The following is a 25397-nucleotide window of genomic DNA, read 5'->3' on the forward strand; positions in this document are numbered from 1 at the left end:
TACAGCAGTTTTCGCTAGATTGTGTACTTAACAAGGAACAATGGATGTAATTTTTTTACGAGGCAGGATGACAATGAACGAGAAATACGCCGCTCTCAAGAGTAACGTAAGCATGCTGGGACGCTTGCTAGGTAACACAATCCAAGATGCACATGGTGACGTTATCTTAGAGAAAGTGGAAACTATCCGTAAACTTTCCAAATCCGCCCGCGCAGGCAACAAAGCTGACCGTGACAGCCTAGTTGAAGAAATCAAAAACCTGCCGAACGAACAACTCACTCCTGTTGCTCGTGCATTTAACCAATTTCTCAACCTCACCAACATGGCAGAGCAGTACCACACCATCTCTCGCCACTGTGAGGAGCATGTTTGCGAACCAGACGTGCTGCAATCTCTATTTTCCAAATTAAACCAAAACGACATCAGCAAGCTAGATGCGGCTCAAGCTGTTCGCGACCTGAACATTGAACTCGTTTTGACTGCACACCCAACAGAGATCACTCGTCGCACCATGATCAACAAGCTGGTTAAGATCAACGAGTGTCTGTCTAAATTAGAATTAAGCGACCTATCACACAAAGAGCGCGTGAAAACCGAACGTCGCCTAGAGCAACTTATCGCTCAAGGTTGGCACTCAGATGTGATTCGTCAACAACGCCCAACGCCACTTGATGAAGCTAAGTGGGGCTTTGCGGTTGTAGAAAACTCTCTATGGGAAGCAGTACCAGATTTTCTACGCGACATGGATGGCCGACTAAAAGGCTACCTTGGTGAAGGCCTGCCGATCGATGCACGCCCAGTACACTTCTCATCTTGGATGGGCGGTGACCGCGATGGTAACCCATTCGTAACGCACACCATCACTAAAGAAGTGCTGCGCCTATCTCGCTGGAAAGCTGCAGACCTTTACCTAGGCGACGTTAATGAGCTGATTACCGAGCTGTCGATGACTAAGTGTAATGATGCGGTTCGTGAACTAGCAGGTGATGAGCACGAAGCTTACCGTGCAATCCTTAAGAGCCTACGCACTCTGCTGAACAACACGCTAGAAGTGCTTGACGCAAAACTGCATGATGCTGAAGTACCGAAGAAAGAAACACTGCAGAACATCGACCAACTTTGGACACCACTTTACGCGTGTTACCAATCGCTGCACGAATGTGGCATGGGCGTAATCGCAGATGGTTCTCTGCTTGATACCCTACGTCGCCTAAAAGCATTCGGTGTGCATTTAGTTCGTCTCGATGTTCGTCAAGAAAGTACCCGTCACTCAGATGTCCTATCTGAACTGACTCGCTACCTAGGCATTGGCGATTACGACCAGTGGAGCGAGCAAGACAAGATTGCTTTCTTAACCAATGAATTAAGCTCAAAACGCCCACTGCTACCGCGCGACTGGGAGCCATCTGAACAGGTCAAAGAGGTTTTGGACACCTGTAAGGTAATTGCAGCTCAACCTCGTGAAGCCTTCGGCGCTTATGTGATTTCTATGGCTCGTACTGCATCGGATGTACTGGCTGTTCACTTGCTTCTGCAAGAATGTGGTTGCCCATACCGCATGGACGTATGTCCACTGTTCGAAACGCTAGACGATTTGAACAACTCAGAAGCGGTAATGAAGCAGCTAATGAGCATCGACTTGTACCGTGGATTTATCCAGAACCACCAAATGGTGATGATCGGATACTCTGACTCAGCGAAAGATGCGGGCGTAATGTCTGCAGGTTGGGCCCAGTATGACGCGATGGACAAGCTGGTTAAAGTTTGTGATGAAGAAGGCATTGAACTGACTCTATTCCACGGTCGTGGCGGTACGGTTGGTCGTGGTGGTGCGCCAGCGCACGCTGCTCTTCTTTCTCAGCCACCTAAGAGCTTGAAAGGCGGTTTACGTGTAACTGAGCAAGGCGAAATGATCCGCTTTAAGCTTGGTTTACCAGACGTTGCTGTAAACAGCTTTAACCTTTACGCAAGTGCGATTCTAGAAGCGAACCTTCTGCCGCCACCAGAGCCAAAACAAGAGTGGCGCGACTTAATGGAAGTGCTGTCTCAAGTCTCTTGTGAGGCTTACCGTAACGTGGTTCGTGGTGAAGAGAAATTCGTACCTTACTTCCGTCAAGCGACGCCTGAACTGGAGCTAGGTAAACTGCCTCTTGGTTCTCGCCCTGCAAAACGTAACCCGAATGGCGGCGTAGAAAGCCTACGTGCAATTCCATGGATCTTCTCTTGGAGCCAAAACCGTTTGGTACTTCCTGCATGGCTAGGTGCTGGTGAAGCCATTCAATACTCTGTAGACCAAGGCCATCAAGCGCTACTGGAAGAGATGTGTCGTGAATGGCCATTCTTCTCAACTCGTCTGGGTATGTTGGAAATGGTGTACTCGAAGTGCAACATGGAAATTGCGAAGTACTACGATCAACGTCTTGTTGACGAAGAGCTATTGCCTCTGGGTGAGTTACTGCGTGAACAGCTACAAAAAGACATCAAAGCGGTACTGAATGTAGAAAATAACGAGAACTTGATGCAGAGCGACCCTTGGGGGCTTGAGTCAATTCGCTTACGTAACATCTACGTGGAGCCACTAAACATGCTTCAAGCAGAACTGCTGTACCGTACTCGTAAGTGTGAAACACCACCAGCAGAGCTAGAAGAAGCGCTAATGGTGACGATTGCAGGCATTGCAGCAGGTATGCGAAACACTGGTTAATTAGTGATTTCTACTATAAAAAGAACAAAAGGTCGCCACGCGCGACCTTTTTATTTTGCAAAATAACCACTAGTGAGTATTTTGTCAGTTTTTTGGGTTATTTTGTCCATGTATTCTACTTTATGCTTATTATTTAGATATACTACTGCTCCGCTGCGGAAACACTCCAAAAAAATAATCTGCAGCAATTTGATCAATAAACTGGTCAACCTAGGTGATAAACGGCTTTGTAAGGTGACATAACCAACCGATGAGTTGGTGCTACTTAGACATAACCAATATAACGTGCCATTAGAAGCACACTTGTTGTTTAAGTATTTGTTTACTGTTTACCATTTGGATTTCAGACATGTCATTACCACACGTAATTCTAACCGTTTTAAGTACACGCGATGCTACTGGTTACGATATCACAAAAGAATTCTCCGCAAGCATTGGTTACTTCTGGAAAGCTAGCCACCAACAAGTTTACCGCGAGCTAAATAAAATGGCTCAGAACGACCAGGTAACTTGCGTGCTTGAGCCTCAAGAAGGCAAACCAGATCGTAAAGTTTACTCTATCACTGATGCTGGCCGTAGCGCGCTAGGTGAATGGTTTGAACAACCAACTGCACACCCAACCGTTCGTGACGAGTTCTCAGCTAAGCTAATGGCTTGTGCTGTACAACCTTCTGACGCTTACCGTGTACAACTTGCTGAGCTAGTAGAAGAGTCTCGCAAACTGGTTTCTCACTACAAAGAGATTGAAGCAGCTTACTACGCAACGCCATCAACTCTAGACAAGCAAGCACGCCTTGAGCGTCTTACTCTTCGTCGTAACCTACTTATCCGTGAAGCATGGATTGTATGGGCTGAAGAAGTACTGCTTGAACTTGGCGCTCTTGCTTAAGTTAAGCTAGAAGCTAGAAGCTAGAAGCTAGAAGCTAGAAGCTAGAAGCTAGAATAGCAAAAGGCTTGAACTCTTAGAGTCCAAGCCTTTTTTGTATCTATAGGATTTGAAATTTTACAGCCAGAGGCTTTTACAAGCACTTAGGCTTTACTTCTTAGACTTTGCTTAAAGCGCAGCGACTTGTGGACGAACACCTAATGTGTGGCAAAGTGCGTAAGTCATTTCTGCACGGTTTAGCGTGTAGAAGTGGAAGTCTTTCACACCTTCACGGCTCAGTGTACGAACCATATCAATTGCTTGGCTAGCACCAACAAGCTGACGAGTCGTTGGATCATCATCCAAACCTTCAAACTGCTTCGCCATCCAACCCGGTACTTTTACGTTGTTCATCGCAGCAAAGCGAGACGCTTGCTTGAAGTTAGAAACCGGTAGGATGCCCGGAACAATTTCAACATCTACACCAGCCGCCACACAGCGGTCTCGGAAACGTAGGTAGCTTTCAACATCGAAGAAGAACTGAGTGATAGCACGGTTAGCTCCCGCATCGACTTTACGCTTAAGGTTAATAAGATCCGATTGAGCGCTTTTTGCTTCAGGGTGAACCTCAGGGAATGCCGCTACTGAGATATCAAAATCGTGGCGAGATTTAAGTAGCTCGACTAGGTCAGATGCGTACATATCTGGCGCGCCGCCGCCTGCTGGAATATCACCACGCAACGCAACAATACTCTCGATACCATTCGCCCAGTAATCGTCGGCAATTTGAATCAGCTCTTCGCGACTCGCATCAATACACGTTAGGTGCGGTGCTGCAACTAAGCCTGTTTGGTTCTTAATCTCTTTAATGATTGAGTGGGTACGGTCACGTTCGCCCGAGTTTGCACCGTAAGTTACCGATACAAACTTTGGTTGAAGTGTTTTAAGACGGTGAACAGAATTCCACAGGGTCTCTTCCATCTTCTCATTGCTTGGTGGAAAAAACTCAAATGACACATTGATGTTGTCAGAAAGCTCAGCGATATTCTGATTTAAAGCGTCGATATGACTAGCGTGTGTGTATCCCATCTTACTCTCCCTGTGGCAAAAGCAACCACTAAAAACTCAAATCCTTAAACGACGTTTAGACGTCTATATGTCTGTAGAATGTATTGAATACGATTTAATGTCAACAGATCCATTATGAATTTTTTTCAAGTAGATCGTGAGTAAAACTCAAGTCGTTAGATGGGTCGCAAAGCAGAAATAAGGAAGAAAAAAGGCTGAGAAACACATCGTGCTTTCAGCCTTATTTATCTTAGTGAATAGTATGCTATTTAAGTGTCATAGCAAATGATCTGAGTATTAGAACAGGCTCGACATTCGGTTCAAATCAGACTGAATTGCACCAGCCGTCACTTCACGTCCAGCACCCGGGCCACGAATAACCAATGGATTATCTTTGTACCATTTACTCTCGATCGCAAAGATATTGTCGCAAGGCAGCAAGTTCGCCAGAGCGTGCTCTTTAGATAGGGCTTCAACACCTACGGTTGCCTTACCGTTCTTCTCTAAACGCGCTACGTAACGTAGAACTTTCTGTTGAGAGTGCGCTTTCTCTAAACGCTCGGCCAACTCTTCGCTTAGCACCGAAGCCTTATCAAAGAAGTCATCTACCGACAGATCTTGCAACTCTTCAGGGACCAGTGATTCCACTTTGACGTTTTCAGGCTCGATATCTAAACCCGATTCACGCGCCAGAATCACCAGCTTACGCATCACGTCTGAACCATCTAGGTCAGCACGAGGGTCAGGTTCAGTCAGGCCTTGTTGCCACGCTAAGTCAACCAACTCGCTGAATGGCACGGTGCCATCAAACTGTTGGAACAACCAAGACAGCGTGCCTGAAAAGATACCTGACAGCGCAATAATGTCATCGCCACTTTCACGCAAGTCTCTGACTGTGTGGTTAATCGGCAGGCCTGCACCAACGGTCGCGTTGTACAACCAGTGACGGCTGATCTTAGCGAAAGCATCCTGTACTTGATGGTAATACTCGCTCGATGCAGAACCAGCCACCTTGTTAGCCGAGATCAGGTGAATACCTTGTTGTGCGACTTGCAGATATTTTGCTGCAAGCACTGGGCTTGCCGTAACATCTAACACAACCGCTTCATCGTAGCCCTGAATAGAACCTAAACGCTCTAACCAGTCGTTACCATTATTGGCAATGGCTTCATCGTCAAAACACTTACTCACTGAGGTCGCATCAATGCCTTGATCGTCGAACCAATAGGTTTGGCTATCAACCACGGCTACCAATTCGAAGTTCATTCCACGGCGCTTTTCAAGTTCCGCTTTTTGCTCTGCAAACAGGCTTAACCAACTTGAACCAATGTTGCCCTTACCACACAAAGCAATCGCAACACGCTTCTGCGCTTGGAACAGTTGAGAGTGAATGCCTTTCACTAGGCTTGATGTTTCACTCTTACGAATGACTGCCACTAAGCTTAAGCCTGAGTTCGCTTCTGAGATGAACTCAACCGGCGAGCTCTTAAGTTGTTGGTAGAAACCGTAGCAATGGTTCGGGTTCTTAGTCACACCCGCACCCACAGCAGCAATCAGAGAAAAACCTTCTTTAAGCTTAATCTCAGCTTCAATCGCGTGGTCTTGAAGATATTCTAATGCACCACCAGCTATCTCTTCCGTGTAGGCAAGACGCAAGCAGTGTTGATCCGGTTCAAGCTCATAGGCAAGCGGCTCCAGTTGAGCACGCTTAAGCCCTTCAAGGACTTCACTCTCGAGACGGTCGAAATCATGGCCGTGCCCAAAGGTCAGTTGCACGATAAGCACTTCATCCAGAGAGGTAATGATTTTGGCGCCACGACCCGATGCCAGTACGCGCTCAATCTGTGTAGAGCCCGCCTCCGGCTGGTAGCTGCAGCGTAAGCTGAGATCCATAGCACTTTGAGCCACAGGCTGTAGCGTTCGGCTATGAAGCACTGGAGCGGCAAGACGAGCCAATTCACTGGCTTCATCAAGGCGAAGTAGAGGCAGTAGACACGCATCTGAAACCAAACGAGGGTCAGCGCTGTAAACGCCCGCCACATCACTCCAAATCGTCACGCGTTCAACTTCAGCCAAAGCACCAATCACGGTTGCTGAGTAATCCGAACCGTTACGACCAAGTAATACCGTTTCACCCTCGAAGTTCTGAGCCATAAAGCCCGTAATCACCACGCGGCAATGTGCATGCTGCGCTAAGGCTTCTTTGATCAGAGGATAAGAACGTGCGCGGTCAACTTCAGGTTGAGCACCCGCTTCTGCACGTAAAAAGGCACGTGCATCTTGAGCAACTGCTTGTAAGTCATGCTGGCATAACAAAGCAGCGAGTAGACGTGAAGACCAAACCTCACCGTGTCCAAGCACTTTTGCTTTTTGTGCTTCACTTAAAGGAGCCGTTAGCTCCCCCAAAGCGGTAAATTCTTGTTGAATGGTTGCCGTTAGCTGAGCCGAAGACTCACCTTCAAGCAGTGTTTCAATCAGTTCAAGCTGGAACTGACGAAGTGCCTGTAGGCATTCATGAGCAATACGACCATCTTTGTCGAGCGCTTCAACAAATTCAATTAAGCGGTTGGTTGTTTTGCCCGCTGCTGATACCACCACCAAATCAGTTGCTGTTGAGTATTCTCTAAGAATGTTGACCACGCGCTGATAACACTCAGGATTCGCTAAACTGCTGCCACCAAATTTATGTAGCTGGCGAAAGGTTGCCATTATTAACCCTCCCCTTCAGCGATAAAGCCTTGTGTCTTTTCAAACGCTTGCTTGAGGTCGTCAATCAAGTCATCAGCATCTTCAAGGCCAACAGAAAGACGCAGTAACTGTTGAGAAACACCCGCCTCTGCCAGTGCTTCTTCGCCCATCGCACGGTGAGTCATCGACGCAGGGTGACAAATCAAGCTTTCCACACCACCCAGTGATTCAGCCAAAGAGAACAGCTCTAATTTATCGACAAAGTACTTAAGCGCTTCGAATGAACCCGCAAACTCAAAGCTCAACATTGAACCAAAGCCAGACTGCTGTTTCTTCGCAATATCATGACCTGGATGTTCAGGGAGGCTTGGGTGATAAATAGTGCCAACGAGATCTTGCTGCTGCAGAGACGCCAGAATTTCACGTGAGCTTTCTTCGTGAACTCGCATACGCGCACCTAGCGTACGAATACCACGTAAAGTCATGTAGCTATCAAATGGTGTGCCGGTCGCACCAATACAGTTGCCCCACCAGGCTAGCTCTTCAGCGTGCTCTTCTGTCTTAGTGACCACAACGCCACCAATCACATCTGAGTGTCCATTGATGTACTTAGTGGTTGAGTGGATAACAAAATCCGCACCCAGCTCTAAAGGCTTTTGGAACACAGGTGTCAAAAACGTGTTGTCGACAGCAACCAGAGCACCAACCTCTTTCGCTTTGCGGCAAGTTTCTGCAATATCAACCACACGAACCAGTGGATTCGATGGGGTTTCGATTAAGATCAACTTTGGCTTAAGCGCGATCGCCGCATCTAGCGCAGCTTGATCCGATTGATCAACGAACAGAACTTTGAAGTCACCTTTCAGTGAGCGAGTGTTAAACAGACGGTAAGTACCGCCGTAGCAGTCGTGTGGTGCAATAATAAGATCATCGCCACCTAAGAAAGCAGAAACCCATAAGTTAAGCGCCGAAGTACCACAGTTAGTGACCACCGCGCCTTTGCCCGATTCAAGCTCAAACAGTGCAGTTTCTAGTAAACCGCGGTTTGGGTTACCAGAACGGGTGTAATCATACTTTGGCACTTCACCAAAAGCGGGAAACCCATAGTTAGTCGAAAGATAAATAGGTGGGACAACAGCATGGTGTTGCGTGTCTGACTCGATACCAGTACGTACTGCGATGGTTGCTGGCTTCCGGCTGCTCATAGGTGCTTCCTTACAAGTTTTGCGTCTGAGAATCACAGCTGCTTGTCGGCATTTTGCGGCTGTGTTAGATATATGTTATTCACTTTACTTTCATAAACGTGAGACGTCAACACTTCTAGACGTCTATATGTCTTTGCTTATGGCAGTAAATCCCGCTAAAATCACCACTATTAATTTATTCTAACAACTAAAGTGATGAAGGTACGCAATGGCCGACTGGAATGGTGAATACATAAGCCCATATGCTGAGCATGGAAAGAAAAGCGAACAAGTAAAGAAAATTACAGTTTCTATCCCTCTAAAAGTGTTAAAGGTTCTTACTGACGAGCGTACTCGCCGCCAGATTAATAACCTACGCCATGCAACAAACAGTGAGCTACTGTGCGAAGCCTTTCTACATGCGTACACAGGCCAACCACTACCAACGGATGAAGACCTTCGTAAAGATCGTCCTGACGATATCCCTGCTGAAGTTAAAAAACTGATGACAGAAATGGGTATCGAGTTCGAAGCGTTTGACGAAGAATAAAACAACTCAGTCGCTGCCTTCATTATTGATTCGCTATAGCTGACCCATCTATCACATTATGCATTGCGTTTTTATGACTACGCTGCGAATGATAGACATAAAAAAACCGACTCCAGATGAGTCGGTTTTTTATTATCCTTTTCTCTCAATAGAGCAGCAGCTACTACGCCATGTAGTTAGCAGGCATCTCGATACGAGCTACGCCAGATTCAACAGCCGCTTCCGCAACTGCTCGTGCTACGCGAGGAAGTAGACGTGGGTCCATTGGCTTAGGAATGATGTAGCCTTTACCAAATTCCAGTGCGGTCTCACCCGCCGCTGCTAGTACTTCAGCTGGAACTGCTTCTTTCGCCAGTTCACGAATCGCTTTAACCGCCGCTAGCTTCATTTCGTCATTGATTTCGCTTGCACGCACATCTAATGCACCACGGAAAATGAATGGGAAACAAAGTACGTTGTTTACTTGGTTAGGGTAATCACTACGGCCTGTACCCATGATAAGGTCAGAACGAACTTCGTGTGCAAGCTCAGGTTTGATCTCTGGATCTGGGTTTGAACATGCAAACACAACTGGCTTATCAGCCATCAACGTTAGTGCTTCAGCAGGCAGTAGGTTAGGACCCGATACACCTAAGAACAGGTCAGCGCCTTCGATAACATCTTCAAGTGTGCGCTTATCCGTGTTGTTTGCGAATAGCTCTTTGTATTCGTTCAGATCATCACGACGAGTGTGAATCACGCCTTTACGGTCAAGCATGTAAATCTTCTCACGCTGAGCGCCACACTTAATCAGTAGTTCCATACATGCAACCGCTGCTGCGCCAGCACCTAAACAAACGATCTTACACTCTTCAAGTTTCTTACCTTGAAGTTCGATCGCGTTCAGCATACCCGCTGCCGTTACAATCGCAGTACCGTGTTGGTCATCGTGGAATACCGGTACATCACAACGCTCAATCAGGCGACGTTCAATCTCAAAACAGTCTGGTGCTTTGATGTCTTCCAGGTTAATACCGCCGAATGTATCTGCGATATTCGCAACCGTATCAACGAACTCATCGATTGTGCGGTGTTTTACTTCAATATCGATAGAATCTAAACCAGCAAAACGCTTAAACAGTAGCGCTTTACCTTCCATTACAGGTTTAGAAGCAATAGGACCAAGGTTACCTAGGCCAAGAATCGCTGTACCGTTAGAGATAACAGCAACCATGTTGCCCTTACCTGTGTACTTATAGACGTTATCAACGTTCTGTGCGATCTCGCGAACAGGCTCAGCCACGCCTGGGCTGTATGCAAGTGCTAGGTCTTCTGCAGAGTTTGCAGGCTTCGTCAGTTCTACGGCAATTTTGCCTGGAATCGGGAACTCATGATAATCAAGAGCTTGCTGACGGAATTGTTCTTGAGGCGATAATTCTTGAGAGGATTGAGCTTGGCTGCTGTCTTCAGACATAGGTGTAGGTTCCTAGGATATTATTATTTGGGGGATCTTGTTCATGTTAATGGATGTACTTCAAAGTTCCTAGGTGGTTGGAGCCTCTGTCTCATTAAAAAACGAGATTTCACTACTAATAAGACCAGTGAGCAGTTGAAATTACTATCGCTTGTTGAACTTTCGAGCGGATTTCGAGAATGGAGTGTGGGGTGTAAGTTATGAAACAAAACTCAAGCGGGTTGCCTATCGTTTTCGAGAAGTTGATGGCTGAATAAGATTCAGCGTTTTCTTAAATTTCAGGCAACAAAAAAGGACACCGAAGTGTCCTTTTTATGTCTAAATAGCGAGAATTACTTCTTGCTAGAAAGAGCACCGAAACGCTTGTTGAAGCGATCAACACGGCCGCCAGTATCTACGATACGTTGCTTACCAGTGTAGAACGGGTGACATTTGTCACATACGTCTAGGTGGATAGATTCTTTTGCAAGAGTTGAGTTGAACTCAAATGTGTTGCCGCAAGAACAAGTTGCAGTAACTGCTTTGTATTCTGGGTGGATTCCAGCTTTCATGGGATAACCTCAAGTAGGCCGTGTCGCTATACGATTCTAAGCCGCACACCACACGTAGTTTAAAAAAGAAATAAAGACACCGCATCGACACAAAAGAGTGATGAAGCCATACCTTTAAGGCGCAGTATAGTAATGAATCTATAAGGTAGGATCAACTGATTTGATACATTTTTCACCAATTCTCTCTTTATTTCCTTTATCGGCCTGAGATTTCGGGCTGTCGTTGTCTGTATACGCTAACTCGCCGCCTTCAACCAAACTGCTTCTCGAATTTAAGCGCCTTATCCTTTAGACTGTTCGCTCTCGTCAACTCAGATAAAGCCGTCCCTTTATGCGTCCAATGATTGCCCGTGTGGCGCTGCCTGTTCCACTCGACAAGCAGTTCGATTACAAGATTCCAAACCACCTATTTCCGATTATTGGTGGACGAGTCTCTGTGCCTTTTGGACGACAAACCTTAACCGGTGTTGTAACGGCTCTGGTTAACGAATCTGAATTCGAGCTCGATAAGCTCAAACCCATTAAAGCCTTATTAGACAATCAGCCCGTTTGGCCGGAATCTGTCTATTCACTGTTAATGTGGTGTAGTCATTTTTATCAGTACCCTCTTGGCGAAACCTTTGCTAACGCCCTTCCGAGCGCTCTAAGAAAAGGCAAAGCCGCCGACTTCGCGACGCTGGTTGAATGGCAGTTAACGCCATCAGGCAAAGACCAACTGATGCAAGGTTTTGGTCGCGCGGTCAAGCAAGCCAAAGTGATGCACATGCTTGAGCACGGCCCGGTTCCTCATCAAGAGTTCATTGATGAAGAAGTTGGCAGCGCCGTACTCAAAACGCTAGAAGAGAAAGGCTGGATTGAATCGGTAGAGAAAAAGCCGAAGCGTCAACCGTGGCCAGTTGAACTTGAGAACGACCAAGACAAACCTAAGCTCAATGCCGAACAAGCCATCGCGATTGCGACCGTAAATAGCCAAACCGACTTTGGTTGTTTCCTGTTAGAAGGCGTCACTGGCTCAGGTAAGACCGAGGTTTACCTGAATATGATTAAGCCGATTCTCGATCAAGGTAAACAAGCGTTAGTACTCGTGCCTGAGATTGGCCTCACCCCTCAAACGATTAACCGCTTTAAGCGACGCTTTAATGTGCCTGTTGAGGTTATCCACTCGGGTTTAAACGATTCTGAGCGACTGAATGCTTGGTTATCAGCGCGCGATAAAATAGCAGGTATCGTAATTGGTACCCGTTCGGCTCTGTTCACGCCGTTTGCGGATCTGGGTATTATCATTGTCGACGAAGAGCACGATGCTTCTTATAAACAGCAAGACAGCCTGCGCTACCACGCTCGTGATGTGGCGATAATGCGTGCTCATAAAGCGCAGATCCCGGTTGTGTTAGGTTCAGCAACACCCGCTTTTGAAACGCTGCATAATGCTCAGATAGGCAAATACAGTTATCTCACCCTTACTTCACGTGCGGGTGTAGCTTTGCCGACCACCAATAAAGTATTGGATGTGAAAGGCGAATATCTGGAAAGTGGTTTGTCTGCGTCGTTAATTGCAGAGATGCAAAGACATCTCAAAGCAGGTAACCAAGTGATGCTGTTTCTCAATCGCCGTGGGTTCTCTCCGGCATTGATGTGTCACGACTGTGGTTGGACAGCTGAATGTAAACGCTGTGATGCTTACTATACCTATCACCAATACAGTAATGAGATGCGCTGCCACCACTGTGGTTCTCAGCAGCATATCGTGCACAATTGCCAAGGTTGTGGGTCTGCGAACTTAGTGACAGTGGGTGTCGGTACCGAGCAGTTAGAGGCTCAGCTTGGCCAACTATTCCCTGAATACAAAACCATTCGTATTGACCGCGACAGCACCCGCCGTAAAGGCAGCTTAGAAAGCGCACTCGAGTCGATTCGTAAGGGTGAATTCCAAATTCTTATCGGCACTCAGATGCTTGCTAAGGGTCATCATTTCCCTGATGTGACACTTGTGGCGTTATTGGATGTCGATGGCTCTTTATACAGCAGTGACTTCCGAGCGTCTGAACGTCTTGCCCAGCTATTCATCCAAGTAGCGGGACGCGCAGGACGAGCAAGCAAACCCGGTGAGGTGATCTTACAGACTCACCACCCAGAACATGGGTTGCTGCAAGCTTTGCTGCATAAAGACTACAACCACTTTGCTCAGACGGCGCTGGCAGAACGTAAGCAGGCAATGTTACCGCCTTATACCTTTATGACTCTGTTTAGAGCAGAAGCCAATGACACTCGCTTGGTGGAAGAGTTCTTGCGTCAGGTTCGTCACACATTGGAATCGCACCCGCTGTTTGATCAATATTGCATGGTGCTAGGACCAACCCCAGCCCCATTAGCAAAACGAGCAGGCAAATCGCGCTGGCAGTTAATCTTACAGACTCAAACTCGCTCGTTAATGCAGAAGCTATTAATGAGCGCTAAGCCGGCAATTAATATGTTACCCGCCGCGAAAAAAGTTCGTTGGTCACTCGACATAGAGCCGCAAGATCTGAGCTAAACCCCTTCGGGTTAAAACTAATGATAAGTTTGTTCACAAATATTTCATATTTCTCGTGAGCAAGTTCACACGAGTCATGTGATTTTTGTTAATCTAGCCGTAACTTTACACGGATTAAACGAATAAAATATTGCAATAAAAAAAGTGTTAGCAACACTTTCATAATATCTATTCGATTACATTTATTATTCACGCCTTAGATACTTAGGCGACAAAGGAACTTAAAAGAGGGTTTAATTTATGGCGACAATGAAGGATGTTGCCCAGCTAGCAGGCGTCTCAACAGCCACGGTATCACGTGCATTGATGAACCCTGAGAAAGTCTCAGTTTCGACTCGTAAACGAGTGGAAACAGCAGTACTTGAAGCTGGATACTCACCCAATACATTAGCTAGAAACTTACGTCGCAACGAATCAAAAACCATCATCACTATCGTTCCTGATATCTGTGACCCTTATTTCGCCGAGATCATTCGTGGTATCGAAGATGCCGCAGTAGAAAATGACTACCTTGTCTTACTGGGTGATAGCGGCCAACAAAAGAAGCGTGAGTCTTCATTTGTTAACTTAGTTTTCACCAAACAAGCTGACGGTATGCTATTGCTTGGCACTGACCATCCATTTGATGTCAGTAAATCTGAACAAAAGAATTTACCACCAATGGTGATGGCGTGTGAGTTTGCCCCTGAGCTTGAACTGCCTACCGTACACATCGATAACCTGACCTCTGCATTTGAAGCGGTGAACTACTTAGCTCAGTTAGGTCATAAGCGTATCGCTCAAATATCAGGGCCAGTATCGGCAACGCTGTGTAAGTTCCGCCAACAAGGCTATCAACAAGCGCTGCGTCGCGCTGGAGTATCAATGAACCCTGCCTATAGCACCGTCGGCGACTTTACTTTTGAAGCCGGTGCTCAAGCGGTTCGTCAATTGTTGGCACTTCCTGAACAGCCTACAGCTATCTTCTGTCATAACGACGCGATGGCCATTGGCGCGATTCAAGAAGCGAAGAAGCTGGGCTTACGCGTTCCTCAAGACCTATCGATTGTCGGCTTTGATGACATCCAATTCGCTCAATACTGCGATCCTCCGCTAACCACCATTTCTCAACCTCGTTATGAGATTGGACGCCAAGCGATGTTGATGATGCTTGATCTACTGAAAGGCAACGATGTGCAAGCAGGTTCGCGTCTACTTGAAGCTAAATTAGTGGTTCGAGGCAGTACAGCACCACCTCGTATGTAACCTTCAAAAATACCCTTACAAATCTGCGGCACATTTTGATGTGCCGCTTCCATTTCTGCACTATTATCCTCGCGCAATCTGGATTACCATGAGGGCAGAATCAGCAACTATTGAAATGTCTTGTGGCTAATAGAGATTATGTAAAGCGCGGTCGTGGTACGAAAAAGCCGACCAAAAAACAAGCCCCTCGCCGTAAACCTTGGCGCAGTGGTCTTTTGGCGATCCTCCTTGCCGGTGGTTTTGGTTACGGACTTTACCTATTGAGTAATGATCCTGAGCCGCCAGCACCTGCTCCTGTGGTAACCAAACCAAAACCTAAGCCAAAACCAGCGAAAGTGATTCCGCCGCCTCCTGAAGAGAAATGGGACTACGTTGAAACGCTGCCAAGCCGCGAAATCGAAGTGAAAGCCAAAGAGCAAGAGATCTCGAAGATCCCTTACATCATGCAGTGTGGCGCTTACAAAACCTCGTCGCAGGCAGAAGCTCGTAAGTTGGATATAGCCTTCCAAGGTATCTCGAGTGAGATCCGCAAGAAAGATGGCAGTAGCTGGTACCGTGTGGTTCTAGGTCCATACAAGTTGAAGCGTGACGCAGAGCGAGATCGCCATAAGCTGCAACGAGCGAAAATCGAACCTTGTGCTATTTGGAAAGACACCGAGTAATTTAGATTCAGCGGCAGTCTCGGTCTTAGTAAAAGCCGAAAACCAAACACCGAAAGCCTCCCACTGTGGAGGTTTTCTTTTATCCCCTCCCCTTTAACCAAATTTCCTTACAACTTCCGCCGATAAGTTTGCACGACATCACTCACCCTTCCTTGAATTATCCGAGCGCCATCCTCATATACTTTTTATACCCAAAGATAAGAAATATTAAGAGGCCCTACTCGTGACTACCATTGTATCTGTACGTCGTAATAATAAAGTCGTCATCGCGGGTGATGGACAAGTATCTCTAGGCAACACTGTAATGAAGGGCAATGCCCGTAAAGTACGTCGCCTATACAACAACAAAGTACTGGCAGGTTTTGCTGGCGGTACCGCTGATGCTTTCACGCTATTCGAAAAATTTGAAAGCAAGCTGCAAATGCACCAAGGTCACCTAACCAAAGCTGCCGTTGAGCTGGCGAAGGATTGGCGTAGCGACCGTGCTCTACGTAAGTTAGAAGCACTGTTAGCAGTAGCGGATGAGACCGCTTCACTGATCATCACAGGTAACGGTGACGTCGTTCAACCTGAGAACGACCTGATTGCGATCGGTTCGGGCGGTAACTTCGCTCAAGCAGCAGCTACTGCACTATTAGAAAATACTGATTTAGATGCGCGTGAAATCGCAGAAAAGTCGCTGAACATTGCGGGCGACATCTGTGTCTTCACCAACCATCACCACACTATTGAAGAACTAGAAAGCACCGTTGAGCTGCCAAAGCCAGAGTAACGACCGCTTCCATCAATAACGTTGTATTCAACAGTGATTAAAGAATTAAGGAAAAACCATGTCTGAGATGACTCCTCGCGAAATTGTTCACGAACTCAATCGCCACATTATCGGCCAAGACAACGCTAAGCGTTCAGTAGCTATCGCTCTGCGTAACCGCTGGCGTCGTATGCAGCTTGAAGAAAGCCTGCGTGTTGAAGTATCACCAAAGAACATCCTAATGATTGGCCCAACAGGTGTCGGTAAAACTGAAATTGCTCGCCGCCTAGCGAAATTAGCAAACGCGCCTTTCATCAAGGTAGAAGCGACTAAGTTCACCGAAGTTGGCTACGTTGGTAAAGAAGTTGAGACCATCATCCGTGATCTAACGGACGTTGCAATCAAGATGACACACCAACAAGCGATGGAGAAAGTACAGTACCGCGCTGAAGAACAAGCTGAAGAACGCATTCTTGATGCCCTTCTACCACCAGCACGTGATGCTTGGGGTCAGAACGAGCAATCAACAGAAGACACCACCTCTTCAAACACTCGCCAGATTTTCCGCAAGAAACTGCGTGAAGGTAAGCTAGACGACAAAGAGATCGAAGTTGATGTAGCCGCGCCGCAAATGGGTGTTGAAATCATGTCACCTCCAGGCATGGAAGAGATGACAAACCAGCTGCAAGGCATGTTCCAAAACCTAGCAGGCGACACCAAGAAAAAGCGTAAGATGAAAATCAAAGACGCATTCAAAGCACTGACGGAAGAAGAAGCTTCAAAGCTTGTGAACCAAGAAGAGCTAAAAGAGAACGCGATCTTCAACGCTGAAAACAACGGCATCGTATTCATCGATGAGATCGACAAAATCTGTAAGCGTGGCGACAGCTCAGGCCCAGACGTATCTCGCGAAGGTGTTCAGCGTGACCTACTGCCTCTTATCGAAGGCAGCACAGTATCAACCAAGCACGGCATGGTTAAAACTGACCACATCTTGTTTATCACATCAGGCGCATTCCAAGTGGCTAAGCCATCTGACCTGATCCCTGAACTACAAGGTCGTCTACCAATCCGCGTAGAACTTGAAGCACTATCAGCACATGACTTCAAACGCATCCTGACTGAACCAAAAGCATCTCTAACAGAGCAATACATTGCCCTAATGAAAACAGAAGATGTGAGCATTGAGTTTACTGAAGATGGCATCAACCAGATTGCGGACGCAGCATGGCGCGTAAACGAAACCACTGAGAACATCGGTGCGCGTCGTCTACACACAGTAATGGAGCGTCTAATGGATGAAATTTCATTCGAAGCAACAGACAAAGCTGGCAGCAAGCTTGTTATTGATGAAGCTTACGTAACGTCGAAACTTGGTGAGTTCGTAGAAGACGAAGACTTAAGTCGCTTCATCCTGTAGCACACCAAACTCCAACTTATTGCTCTATCTCAAAGAAATAGCAGCTAATAAGCGAATTCAAGGCCCACTTTCGAGTGGGCTTTTTATTACCCGAAAAATGGGCGTATACTCAAATCACAGTTTGAAACGAAGACTTACAAAGAAATAGACCTACGATGAAACAATCTCTACTGATTTGGCTTGATGCCGCACGACCAAAAACTCTGCCTCTTGCACTTGTCTCTATTCTTACAGGAAGTAGTTTAGCGTTCGCCGGCGGTCAGTTTTCTTTATCGATAGCACTACTGGCTTTTCTAACCGCCACCCTATTACAGATTCTGTCGAACCTAGCCAATGACTATGGCGACGCAGTAAAGGGCACAGACAACGAAAATCGCCTGGGACCAACACGCGCCATGCAATCTGGCGCGGTAACAGCGAAAACCATGAAGCAAGCGATCATTCTCAACATCGTGTTTACCATGGTCGCTGGGCTGATTCTTATTTTTCACGCCTTAACCTCGATTGAAAGTATCTTATCTTTCATTGCATTAGGCGTATTAGCCATTGTTGCAGCCATCGCTTACACCGTCGGTAATAAACCTTATGGCTATATCGGCCTTGGCGACTTATCGGTGTTTATCTTCTTCGGTTTGTTAGGTGTATCGGGGACTTACTTCTTGCACACTGGCCATGTTGAACCAAGCCTGTTTCTCCCCGCACTGGGCTGCGGACTGATGGCGGTTGCGGTACTCAATATCAACAACATGCGTGATATCGAAAACGACAGCGAATGCGGTAAACGTACCATGGCAGTTCGCCTAGGACAGCGCAAAGCTAAGCACTATCATTTCGCCTTGCTTGGTCTCGCCCTTGCGTCTTTCGCTATTTACCTACTGATTCAAGAAAAGCCAGCCTGGATCAGCCTGCCGTTTTTACTGAGTATTATTATTGTTTATAAACATGGCAAAGCTGTTTGGGAAACCGAAAAACCCGCGCAGATTGCACCAATGATGCCAGTGATTGTGAAATGCTCACTGGTCACTAACCTATTGTTTGCAGGGGTTGTCGTAGCTCAAACTCTATTGAGTTAAATGAGACTAATCATTGCAAAGGGATCAAGCACCGATATACTCAAAGTAAGCTCATTGTTCAAAAGGTATACGAATGGAATACAACACTTCAGCACTGTGCGACATATATTTGGATCAAGTTGATGTCGTGGAACCAATGTTCAGCAACTTCGGTGGACGTGCATCCTTCGCAGGACAGATCACGACATTAAAGTGTTTTGAAGACAACGCTTTGATTCGCTCTGTACTAGAGCAAGATGGTCTGGGGCGTGTGTTGTTAATCGACGGTGGTGGCTCGCTGCGTAAAGCGCTGATTGATGCTGAGATTGCCCTACTTGCCGAAGACAATGAGTGGGAAGGTATTGTGGTTTACGGCTGTGTTCGTGAAGTCGATGAGCTTGAAGACATGAACTTAGGCATCCAAGCCTTGGCTTCTATTCCCGTTGGTGCGAGCCAAGAGGGTGTCGGTGAGTTAGACGTTCCAGTGAACTTTGGTAGCGTGACCTTCTTACCAGAAGATTACCTCTACGCCGACAACACCGGTATCATTCTTTCAGCCGAACCTCTAGATGTAGAACTCGATCTGGATGTTGAGCAAGAAGAGGTCGAGTAACTCACTCGGCTTTGAATACTAAAACAAAGCATAAGAATACGAAGTATTAGAACGCAAACAAAAACGCCCGCTACTGAGTAGCGGGCGTTTTTTTAAATCTGAAGAGTCGATTACTCTACTTCATCCATTTTACCAAGAAGGTTACGGATGCGATCTTGCCATGCTGAATGCTCTTCCTGCATTTGCTGAGTTTTTTGCTCTAGTTCGTGACGGCTTGCTTTAAGCTCACCAGCTTCTGTTGCTAGTGCTTGTTTCTCTTCTTTAAGCTCTTCCACTTCCATTTGAAGAAGTGCAATTGTATCTACTGCTGTTTGAATTTTTGCTTCTAGCTGCTCTAGTACTTCAAAAGACATTCTGGCCTACCTTTAAGTTATCCATTTGATGGTGAAGGTTCACTCCACTTATTTCCCCATTCTACTCAGCAGAGCAAGGATAAACACTCAATATATTCGATATTTTGCGCCATTCGATGAAAAAAACAGCGCTTTTTACCGAATATTGACGTGAACGATTAGCGCCACAACGGCAAACCGATTATTTTGATGAATAATAACTGTTTTCCACTGCGAATTGATCGAGAGCAATCTCCAAAAAACAAAAAGGCAAACGTTTCCTTTTGGATATGGTAAAATTCGCCGCGAAATTTCTATTCCCCCTTTGAAAATTTTGGAGTCCGCATGAAACGCGATTTAGCAATGTCATTCTCTCGTGTCACAGAAGGTGCAGCACTAGCTGGTTACAAGTGGCTTGGCCGTGGCGATAAAAACGCTGCAGATGGCGCTGCTGTAGAAGTAATGCGTAGCCTATTAAACAAAACTGAAATTAGCGGTGAGATCGTTATCGGCGAAGGTGAAATCGATGATGCACCTATGCTGTACATCGGCGAAAACGTAGGTGTGGGCGGCGATGCTGTCGACATCGCAGTTGACCCAATTGAAGGGACACGCATGACAGCAATGGGCCAATCAAATGCATTGGCTGTATTGGCTGCAGGCGAAAAAGGCAGCTTCCTTAAAGCACCTGATATGTACATGGAGAAGTTGGTTGTAGGCCCAGGTGCTAAAGGTGTGATTGACCTAGAACTACCATTAACAGAAAACCTAGAAAACATCGCTAAAGCGTTAGGTAAAACACTCGATACTCTAGTCGTAACCACACTGGCTAAGCCTCGTCATGATCAAGTCATCGCCGACATGCAAGCTATGGGCGTTCGTGTATTCGCTGTGCCAGACGGTGATGTTGCGGCTTCTATCTTAACGTGTATGCCAGACAGCGAAGTGGACGTCATGTACTGCATCGGCGGCGCACCTGAAGGTGTGGTTTCTGCCGCGGTAATTCGCGCACTTGATGGTGATATGCACGGTCGTCTACTGCCTCGCCACGAAGTGAAAGGCGACACAGCAGAGAACCGTAAACACGGTGAACTTGAGCTTGAGCGTTGTGCTGAAATGGGCGTAACAGCGGGTATCGTGTTGAAGATGGAAGACATGGCTCGCAGCGACAACGTTGTATTCTCAGCAACGGGCATCACTAAGGGTGATTTGCTAGAAGGCATTACTCGTCAGGGTAATATCGCAACAACAGAAACTCTGCTTATCCGTGGCCGCTGCCGTACGATTCGCCGTATCAAATCTATCCACTACCTAGAGCGTAAAGATCCAGAAGTAGTAGGTCATATCCTGTAAGCCTAAACTCGGTGAAACAGAATATTCGAAGGCTGATACCAAGTATCAGCCTTTTGTTTTTATTGGCGCACCAGAATCTCACCATGGCTGCCGATAGAGTAAAACGCGAGCTATAGAGTAAATCATCATCAATATAGTAAATGGTTTGCTTTATAAACACCTTGCCTCATAATAGTAAGGTTCATGAGGTAGGGATAGTATGAAAACAAGCGACAAAATCTTACAGACCATTAAGCGTCAAGGCGCGGTAACCGCGAAACAACTGTCAGAAGAATTTGGCATGACGACAATGGGTGCAAGGCAACATCTGCAAAGCCTGGAAGATGACGGTATTCTTGCGTTTCATGATGTGAAAGTGAAAGTGGGTCGCCCGACTCGCCACTGGTCACTGACTCAACAAGGCCACAGCCAATTTACAGACCGACATGGTGAACTCACTATTCAAGTGATTGATGCTGTGGAGAATCTATTTGGTAAAGAAGGGCTGGCTAAGGTTGCGGCCGAGCGTGAACAACACACACTCAAGCAGTATCAAACTGCGCTGTCTGACTGTGATTCACTCATCAGCAAGCTTAAAAAACTCACTCAGCTTCGTGAAGACGAAGGCTACATGGCAGAGCTTCAAGAGCATGACGATCACTACATCTTGATTGAGAACCACTGCCCTATCTGCAAGGCTGCAACTCGCTGCCCTAGCCTGTGCCAATCTGAGCTCAATGTGTTTACTGAGTTACTAAAAGGTGAGTGTCACGTGAGCCGTACAGAGCACATAATTGCTGGCGAGAGACGCTGTACTTACACATTAACACCCGCACTTTGATCGTAACGGTAAACGGTTGATACTGTCTCAATATTGAGAAAACACAAATAGATTAAAATTTGTACAGATTTCTTTCTTAAGCTTATAGCATATGAAACACGCTTAATGCTAAGGAAGGAATGATGGCGCATCCTCAACCCGCTCAAAAATTGCCACCCTTTGACGAACTTGTCCAACTCGCGAAAAGCGATCCTAAAGCATTCAACCAATTCAAACACGAGATGTGCGAACAGATGATTTGTTCGGCTTCAGAGACCATGCAAGGTAGGCTTCGCGCTCAACAAAGTCACATCGACTTAGTGGTTAGTCGCTGTAAAAACCCACACCATGCCAATGTCGTGCTCATGCAAGAGTTGCGCTGTCAGGTCTGTAAGTTCCAAGATGCACTCGAAGGGCGCAGCGGCTTTAAAGAATCTCTGCCTGAAAATGTCGTGCCTTTTAAGCCGAATACCGAACCTAAAATGTACTGAAAGTAGCAAGGCATTAAAAAGAAAAAAGGGAGCCTAATGCTCCCTTCTTATCTATCAATATTTACATGGGTCTTCGCCGTAGTCATTACGGCCTTCAGTGCCCTTCAACAAGCCACACTCAATCAGAATCCATAAGCCACACACTAATGCCGCGACGGTTGCCGCCATATGAATTGGCGATACCGGCTCTGTCGTAGTCGCAGCCATTGGCGAAGCTAAACGACCCAGTACTAGCGGCACATTTAGCAATAGCCAGTAATTCGACTTATTGCGGTCGTGCCAGCGCTTAGCGGTGACCGCAAGATCTGGGATCACAAGCATCAATAGGAAGATTGGTAGCAGGATATACGAATAAGCAGGGAACAACACAGAGATACCAGAAGCAAAACCAGTAATCGCTATGTAGTAGAAAATATTCCAAATCCAGTAAGTCTTACGACCAATTCTCCCCTTGAAAGAGAGCAGTAAATCTTTCATCGACATCTTAAATACTCAAATTTATACGCCGCTAAAAGTCAGCAGCAATGGTTAGTTTATTACTTTTTGAAAGCAACTTTTATCCATATCACGAATGTTCACCGTTAAGCTTCTTACATGACTCGCTTGCTCTTGCAGGATCTGCATTAACGATCGTGACAATTCTCGCTTTTGCTCTTCCGTTCGTCCCGAAAGTAACTCAAAGCTGATATGAATAAAGTCTACACTATCTTCCTCATCACCGACCAACCAATTATGGCAACGCAGTGAACGAGACTTCACTGATGGCACATCAAACAAGCCACATGTGAGAGCGACTTGGTGGAGATCTTCCAGTAAGCCTTGGATATTCACTCGCTCATCCACTGAATTGGAGTACTCTAGAACTAGATTCGGCATTGTTACTTCCTGTTGTTAACGCAATCGTTTGTCCCTTAATAACAACTAACGATGAAAAATCCGAGAAGTTAGCTATTATTCTGTCTGCCGGATCACTGATATATGCTCAAAATCTACTCTGACCATTGAGTAAGATCCAAGAAAGTCATGACCACAGTCATGATCTGTTGATATTAATCTGTTATATTATTTCGTAATAAAGTTTACTTTTTTACATTCGATTTATTTAAATACTTTGGAGATATTCCTATGCGTCATCCTGTAGTTATGGGTAACTGGAAACTAAACGGCAGCAAAGAAATGGTTGTTGATCTACTAAACGGTCTTAACGCTGAACTTGAAGGCGTAACAGGCGTAGACGTAGCAGTTGCTCCACCAGCACTTTTCGTTGATCTTGCTGAGCGTACGCTTACTGAAGCTGGCAGCGCGATCATCCTAGGTGCTCAAAACTCTGACCTAAACAACAGCGGTGCATTCACTGGCGACATGTCTCCAGCAATGCTTAAAGAGTTCGGCGCATCTCACATCATCATCGGTCACTCTGAGCGTCGTGAATACCACAACGAATCAGATGAGTTCGTAGCTAAGAAATTCGCATTCCTAAAAGAGAACGGCCTAACTCCAGTTCTTTGTATCGGTGAATCTGAAGCACAAAACGAAGCAGGCGAAACTGTTGCTGTATGTGCTCGTCAACTTGACGCTGTTATCAACACTCAAGGTGTTGAAGCTCTTGAAGGCGCTATCATCGCTTACGAACCAATCTGGGCTATCGGTACTGGTAAAGCAGCTACAGCTGAAGATGCACAACGCATCCACGCTCAAATCCGTGCACACATCGCAGAGAAATCTGAAGAAGTTGCTAAGAAAGTTGTTATCCAATACGGCGGTTCTGTTAAGCCAGAAAACGCAGCAGCTTACTTCGCACAACCAGACATCGACGGTGCTCTAGTTGGCGGCGCAGCGCTAGACGCGAAAAGCTTCGCAGCTATCGCTAAAGCAGCAGCTGAAGCAAAAGCTTAATTTAAACGTCACCGTTTAGATTAGATGAAAGGTCAACTTAGGTTGGCCTTTTTTGTTGCCTGTCATTCCAGAAACCTCAAACGGCAGGCACAAAAAAACCGCTGAACAATCAGCGGTTTTTAAATTCTTTAAGCGAACGCTAGGCGTGGCTTAGAACAACTCTTCTGCAACGCGGAACAGCTCAGAACGGTCTGGGTTCTGCATGTTCTCGATACAGTCGATGATGTCGTGGTGAACAAGTTCTTCTTTCTCGATACCAACACAACGACCACCGTGACCTTCTTGAAGAAGGTGAACAGCGTAGTTACCCATGCGAGAAGCCAGTACACGGTCAAATGCAGTAGGACGACCACCACGTTGGATGTGACCAAGAACCGTTGCACGAGTTTCACGACCAGTTGAAGATTCGATCTCTTTAGCCAGTTCGTTCGCATCCATCATTAGCTCAGTTAGAGCGATGATTGCGTGCTTCTTACCTTTAGCAATACCATCTTGGATGTTGCTGATAAGCTGTTCTTTATCTAGGCCAGTCTCTGGAGTAATGATGTACTCACAACCACCCGCGATTGCTGACATAAGCGTAAGGTCACCACAGTGACGGCCCATGATTTCAACAATAGAAATACGTTGGTGAGAAGAAGACGTGTCACGTAGACGGTCAATTGAATCAATAACAGTGTTAAGCGCTGTTAGGTAGCCGATTGTGTAGTCAGTACCCGCGATATCGTTGTCGATTGTGCCTGGAAGACCGATACATGGGTAACCCATTTCAGTCAGTTTCTTAGCACCCATGTAAGAACCGTCACCACCGATAACAACAAGTGCTTCGATGCCGTGCTTCTTAAGGTTCTCAATGCCTTTCTCACGAACAGCAACGTCTTTGAACTCAGGGAAACGTGCAGAACCTAAGAAAGTACCACCACGGTTGATCACGTCAGATACGCTTGAACGGTCAAGCTTTTCGATACGGTCTTCAACAAGGCCTTGGTAGCCGTCGTAAATGCCGTAAACTTCAATGCCAACTGATAACGCAGTACGAACAACGCCGCGAACTGCTGCGTTCATACCTGGAGCGTCACCACCACTGGTCAAAACACCGATCTTCTTAATCATGCTCACCCTCGATTTTTGGGAATCTATTATTCAATTCTTTTACTTGCTGATTGTATATCAACAAGATTTTAAAT

Annotated in this window: 23 protein-coding genes; 14 read left to right on the forward strand and 9 right to left on the reverse strand. The window is 46.3% G+C overall.

Features of this window, described 5'->3' with window-relative positions; all coding sequences use genetic code 11:
• Positions 1 to 67: 67 nt before the first annotated feature.
• Positions 68 to 2704: a phosphoenolpyruvate carboxylase gene (gene ppc, locus CWO27_RS15665; RefSeq protein ID WP_170960799.1), complete on the forward strand. Its 2637-nt coding sequence runs from the start codon at positions 68 to 70 to the stop codon at positions 2702 to 2704.
• 349 nt (positions 2705 to 3053) lie between these two features.
• Positions 3054 to 3593 carry a PadR family transcriptional regulator gene (locus tag CWO27_RS15670; protein ID WP_102433311.1) on the forward strand — a complete coding sequence of 180 codons (540 nt, stop codon included), beginning with the start codon at positions 3054 to 3056 and terminating at the stop codon, positions 3591 to 3593.
• Between the two features lie 165 nt (positions 3594 to 3758).
• On the opposite strand, the gene metF is transcribed toward CWO27_RS15670, so the two are convergent.
• From metF to CWO27_RS15685, 3 genes are all read right to left on the reverse strand, one after another.
• Positions 3759 to 4658, reverse strand: a complete 900-nt coding sequence (gene metF / locus CWO27_RS15675) for a methylenetetrahydrofolate reductase (RefSeq protein ID WP_029405383.1) — start codon at positions 4656 to 4658, stop codon at positions 3759 to 3761.
• A gap of 276 nt (positions 4659 to 4934) precedes the next feature.
• Complete coding sequence (locus CWO27_RS15680) at positions 4935 to 7346, reverse strand: bifunctional aspartate kinase/homoserine dehydrogenase II (RefSeq protein ID WP_102433312.1); 2412 nt, start codon at positions 7344 to 7346, stop codon at positions 4935 to 4937.
• Positions 7347 to 7348: 2 nt separating this feature from the next.
• Entirely contained in the window at positions 7349 to 8530 is a 1182-nt protein-coding gene (locus CWO27_RS15685) for an O-succinylhomoserine (thiol)-lyase (protein ID WP_102433313.1), read from the reverse strand.
• A 208-nt stretch (positions 8531 to 8738) separates the two neighbouring features.
• On the opposite strand from CWO27_RS15685, the gene metJ reads away from it, so the two are divergent.
• Positions 8739 to 9059 carry a met regulon transcriptional regulator MetJ gene (gene metJ, locus CWO27_RS15690; protein ID WP_004415993.1) on the forward strand — a complete coding sequence of 107 codons (321 nt, stop codon included), beginning with the start codon at positions 8739 to 8741 and terminating at the stop codon, positions 9057 to 9059.
• 163 nt (positions 9060 to 9222) lie between these two features.
• Here the strand turns inward: metJ and CWO27_RS15695 are convergent, their stop codons facing one another.
• Positions 9223 to 10512, reverse strand: coding sequence for a malic enzyme-like NAD(P)-binding protein (locus CWO27_RS15695; RefSeq protein ID WP_019821524.1), 1290 nt, complete (start codon positions 10510 to 10512; stop codon positions 9223 to 9225).
• Between the two features lie 332 nt (positions 10513 to 10844).
• The gene (rpmE, locus tag CWO27_RS15700; protein WP_004737142.1) at positions 10845 to 11063 is read right to left on the reverse strand and encodes a 50S ribosomal protein L31; all 219 of its coding nucleotides are present in this window, start codon (positions 11061 to 11063) and stop codon (positions 10845 to 10847) included.
• A gap of 331 nt (positions 11064 to 11394) precedes the next feature.
• Here rpmE and priA point away from each other — a divergent pair, with 331 nt between their 5' ends.
• The 7 genes from priA to rraA all read left to right on the forward strand — a co-directional run bounded on the left by priA (position 11395) and on the right by rraA (position 19339).
• Positions 11395 to 13596 carry a primosomal protein N' gene (priA, locus tag CWO27_RS15705; protein ID WP_102530067.1) on the forward strand — a complete coding sequence of 734 codons (2202 nt, stop codon included), beginning with the start codon at positions 11395 to 11397 and terminating at the stop codon, positions 13594 to 13596.
• A gap of 240 nt (positions 13597 to 13836) precedes the next feature.
• On the forward strand, positions 13837 to 14841 hold the full coding sequence (gene cytR / locus CWO27_RS15710) for a DNA-binding transcriptional regulator CytR (RefSeq protein ID WP_048659182.1): 1005 nt from the start codon (positions 13837 to 13839) through the stop codon (positions 14839 to 14841).
• Between the two features lie 122 nt (positions 14842 to 14963).
• Positions 14964 to 15503 (forward strand): SPOR domain-containing protein, encoded by a 540-nt coding sequence (locus CWO27_RS15715; RefSeq protein WP_029405385.1) that lies wholly within the window; start codon positions 14964 to 14966, stop codon positions 15501 to 15503.
• A gap of 223 nt (positions 15504 to 15726) precedes the next feature.
• A complete protein-coding gene (hslV, locus tag CWO27_RS15720; RefSeq protein WP_004729692.1) occupies positions 15727 to 16275 on the forward strand; it encodes an ATP-dependent protease subunit HslV in 549 nt (182 codons plus the stop codon).
• Between the two features lie 58 nt (positions 16276 to 16333).
• On the forward strand, positions 16334 to 17674 hold the full coding sequence (gene hslU, locus CWO27_RS15725; RefSeq protein WP_048605412.1) for an HslU--HslV peptidase ATPase subunit: 1341 nt from the start codon (positions 16334 to 16336) through the stop codon (positions 17672 to 17674).
• A 155-nt stretch (positions 17675 to 17829) separates the two neighbouring features.
• Complete coding sequence (locus CWO27_RS15730; RefSeq protein ID WP_048659183.1) at positions 17830 to 18747, forward strand: 1,4-dihydroxy-2-naphthoate polyprenyltransferase; 918 nt, start codon at positions 17830 to 17832, stop codon at positions 18745 to 18747.
• Positions 18748 to 18820: 73 nt separating this feature from the next.
• Entirely contained in the window at positions 18821 to 19339 is a 519-nt protein-coding gene (rraA, locus tag CWO27_RS15735; RefSeq protein WP_102433316.1) for a ribonuclease E activity regulator RraA, read from the forward strand.
• Between the two features lie 110 nt (positions 19340 to 19449).
• Here rraA and zapB read toward each other — a convergent pair whose 3' ends face one another.
• Complete coding sequence (gene zapB / locus CWO27_RS15740; RefSeq protein ID WP_008219652.1) at positions 19450 to 19692, reverse strand: cell division protein ZapB; 243 nt, start codon at positions 19690 to 19692, stop codon at positions 19450 to 19452.
• A gap of 324 nt (positions 19693 to 20016) precedes the next feature.
• On the opposite strand from zapB, the gene glpX reads away from it, so the two are divergent.
• From glpX to CWO27_RS15755, 3 genes are all read left to right on the forward strand, one after another.
• Entirely contained in the window at positions 20017 to 21024 is a 1008-nt protein-coding gene (gene glpX, locus CWO27_RS15745) for a class II fructose-bisphosphatase (RefSeq protein ID WP_048659185.1), read from the forward strand.
• Positions 21025 to 21223: 199 nt separating this feature from the next.
• Positions 21224 to 21844, forward strand: coding sequence for a helix-turn-helix transcriptional regulator (locus tag CWO27_RS15750; RefSeq protein WP_102433317.1), 621 nt, complete (start codon positions 21224 to 21226; stop codon positions 21842 to 21844).
• Between the two features lie 122 nt (positions 21845 to 21966).
• A complete protein-coding gene (locus CWO27_RS15755; protein WP_102433318.1) occupies positions 21967 to 22314 on the forward strand; it encodes a DUF3135 domain-containing protein in 348 nt (115 codons plus the stop codon).
• 54 nt (positions 22315 to 22368) lie between these two features.
• On the opposite strand, the gene CWO27_RS15760 is transcribed toward CWO27_RS15755, so the two are convergent.
• Together CWO27_RS15760 and CWO27_RS15765 are read right to left on the reverse strand one after the other, a co-directional pair.
• A complete protein-coding gene (locus CWO27_RS15760) occupies positions 22369 to 22797 on the reverse strand; it encodes a DUF805 domain-containing protein (RefSeq protein WP_048659188.1) in 429 nt (142 codons plus the stop codon).
• A 45-nt stretch (positions 22798 to 22842) separates the two neighbouring features.
• The gene (locus tag CWO27_RS15765; RefSeq protein WP_017061157.1) at positions 22843 to 23190 is read right to left on the reverse strand and encodes a 5-carboxymethyl-2-hydroxymuconate Delta-isomerase; all 348 of its coding nucleotides are present in this window, start codon (positions 23188 to 23190) and stop codon (positions 22843 to 22845) included.
• Between the two features lie 249 nt (positions 23191 to 23439).
• Between CWO27_RS15765 and tpiA the strand changes: the two genes are divergently transcribed.
• Positions 23440 to 24210 (forward strand): triose-phosphate isomerase, encoded by a 771-nt coding sequence (gene tpiA / locus CWO27_RS15770; RefSeq protein WP_017061158.1) that lies wholly within the window; start codon positions 23440 to 23442, stop codon positions 24208 to 24210.
• A gap of 150 nt (positions 24211 to 24360) precedes the next feature.
• Here the strand turns inward: tpiA and pfkA are convergent, their stop codons facing one another.
• A complete protein-coding gene (pfkA, locus tag CWO27_RS15775) occupies positions 24361 to 25323 on the reverse strand; it encodes a 6-phosphofructokinase (RefSeq protein WP_017061160.1) in 963 nt (320 codons plus the stop codon).
• Positions 25324 to 25397 lie beyond the last annotated feature (74 nt).

It is taken from the genome of Vibrio sp. 10N.286.51.C3, from assembly GCF_003050065.1.
GTDB lineage: Bacteria > Pseudomonadota > Gammaproteobacteria > Enterobacterales > Vibrionaceae > Vibrio > Vibrio crassostreae.

Coding starts and splice junctions, on each gene's coding strand:
- ppc (WP_170960799.1), top strand. CDS start 68: ATGACAATGAACGAGAAATACGCCGCTCTCAAGAGTAACGTAAGCATG.
- CWO27_RS15670 (WP_102433311.1), top strand. CDS start 3,054: ATGTCATTACCACACGTAATTCTAACCGTTTTAAGTACACGCGATGCT.
- metF (WP_029405383.1), bottom strand. CDS start 4,658: ATGGGATACACACACGCTAGTCATATCGACGCTTTAAATCAGAATATC.
- CWO27_RS15680 (WP_102433312.1), bottom strand. CDS start 7,346: ATGGCAACCTTTCGCCAGCTACATAAATTTGGTGGCAGCAGTTTAGCG.
- CWO27_RS15685 (WP_102433313.1), bottom strand. CDS start 8,530: ATGAGCAGCCGGAAGCCAGCAACCATCGCAGTACGTACTGGTATCGAG.
- metJ (WP_004415993.1), top strand. CDS start 8,739: ATGGCCGACTGGAATGGTGAATACATAAGCCCATATGCTGAGCATGGA.
- CWO27_RS15695 (WP_019821524.1), bottom strand. CDS start 10,512: ATGTCTGAAGACAGCAGCCAAGCTCAATCCTCTCAAGAATTATCGCCT.
- rpmE (WP_004737142.1), bottom strand. CDS start 11,063: ATGAAAGCTGGAATCCACCCAGAATACAAAGCAGTTACTGCAACTTGT.
- priA (WP_102530067.1), top strand. CDS start 11,395: ATGCGTCCAATGATTGCCCGTGTGGCGCTGCCTGTTCCACTCGACAAG.
- cytR (WP_048659182.1), top strand. CDS start 13,837: ATGGCGACAATGAAGGATGTTGCCCAGCTAGCAGGCGTCTCAACAGCC.
- hslU (WP_048605412.1), top strand. CDS start 16,334: ATGTCTGAGATGACTCCTCGCGAAATTGTTCACGAACTCAATCGCCAC.
- CWO27_RS15730 (WP_048659183.1), top strand. CDS start 17,830: ATGAAACAATCTCTACTGATTTGGCTTGATGCCGCACGACCAAAAACT.
- rraA (WP_102433316.1), top strand. CDS start 18,821: ATGGAATACAACACTTCAGCACTGTGCGACATATATTTGGATCAAGTT.
- zapB (WP_008219652.1), bottom strand. CDS start 19,692: ATGTCTTTTGAAGTACTAGAGCAGCTAGAAGCAAAAATTCAAACAGCA.
- glpX (WP_048659185.1), top strand. CDS start 20,017: ATGAAACGCGATTTAGCAATGTCATTCTCTCGTGTCACAGAAGGTGCA.
- CWO27_RS15750 (WP_102433317.1), top strand. CDS start 21,224: ATGAAAACAAGCGACAAAATCTTACAGACCATTAAGCGTCAAGGCGCG.
- CWO27_RS15755 (WP_102433318.1), top strand. CDS start 21,967: ATGGCGCATCCTCAACCCGCTCAAAAATTGCCACCCTTTGACGAACTT.
- CWO27_RS15760 (WP_048659188.1), bottom strand. CDS start 22,797: ATGTCGATGAAAGATTTACTGCTCTCTTTCAAGGGGAGAATTGGTCGT.
- CWO27_RS15765 (WP_017061157.1), bottom strand. CDS start 23,190: ATGCCGAATCTAGTTCTAGAGTACTCCAATTCAGTGGATGAGCGAGTG.
- tpiA (WP_017061158.1), top strand. CDS start 23,440: ATGCGTCATCCTGTAGTTATGGGTAACTGGAAACTAAACGGCAGCAAA.
- pfkA (WP_017061160.1), bottom strand. CDS start 25,323: ATGATTAAGAAGATCGGTGTTTTGACCAGTGGTGGTGACGCTCCAGGT.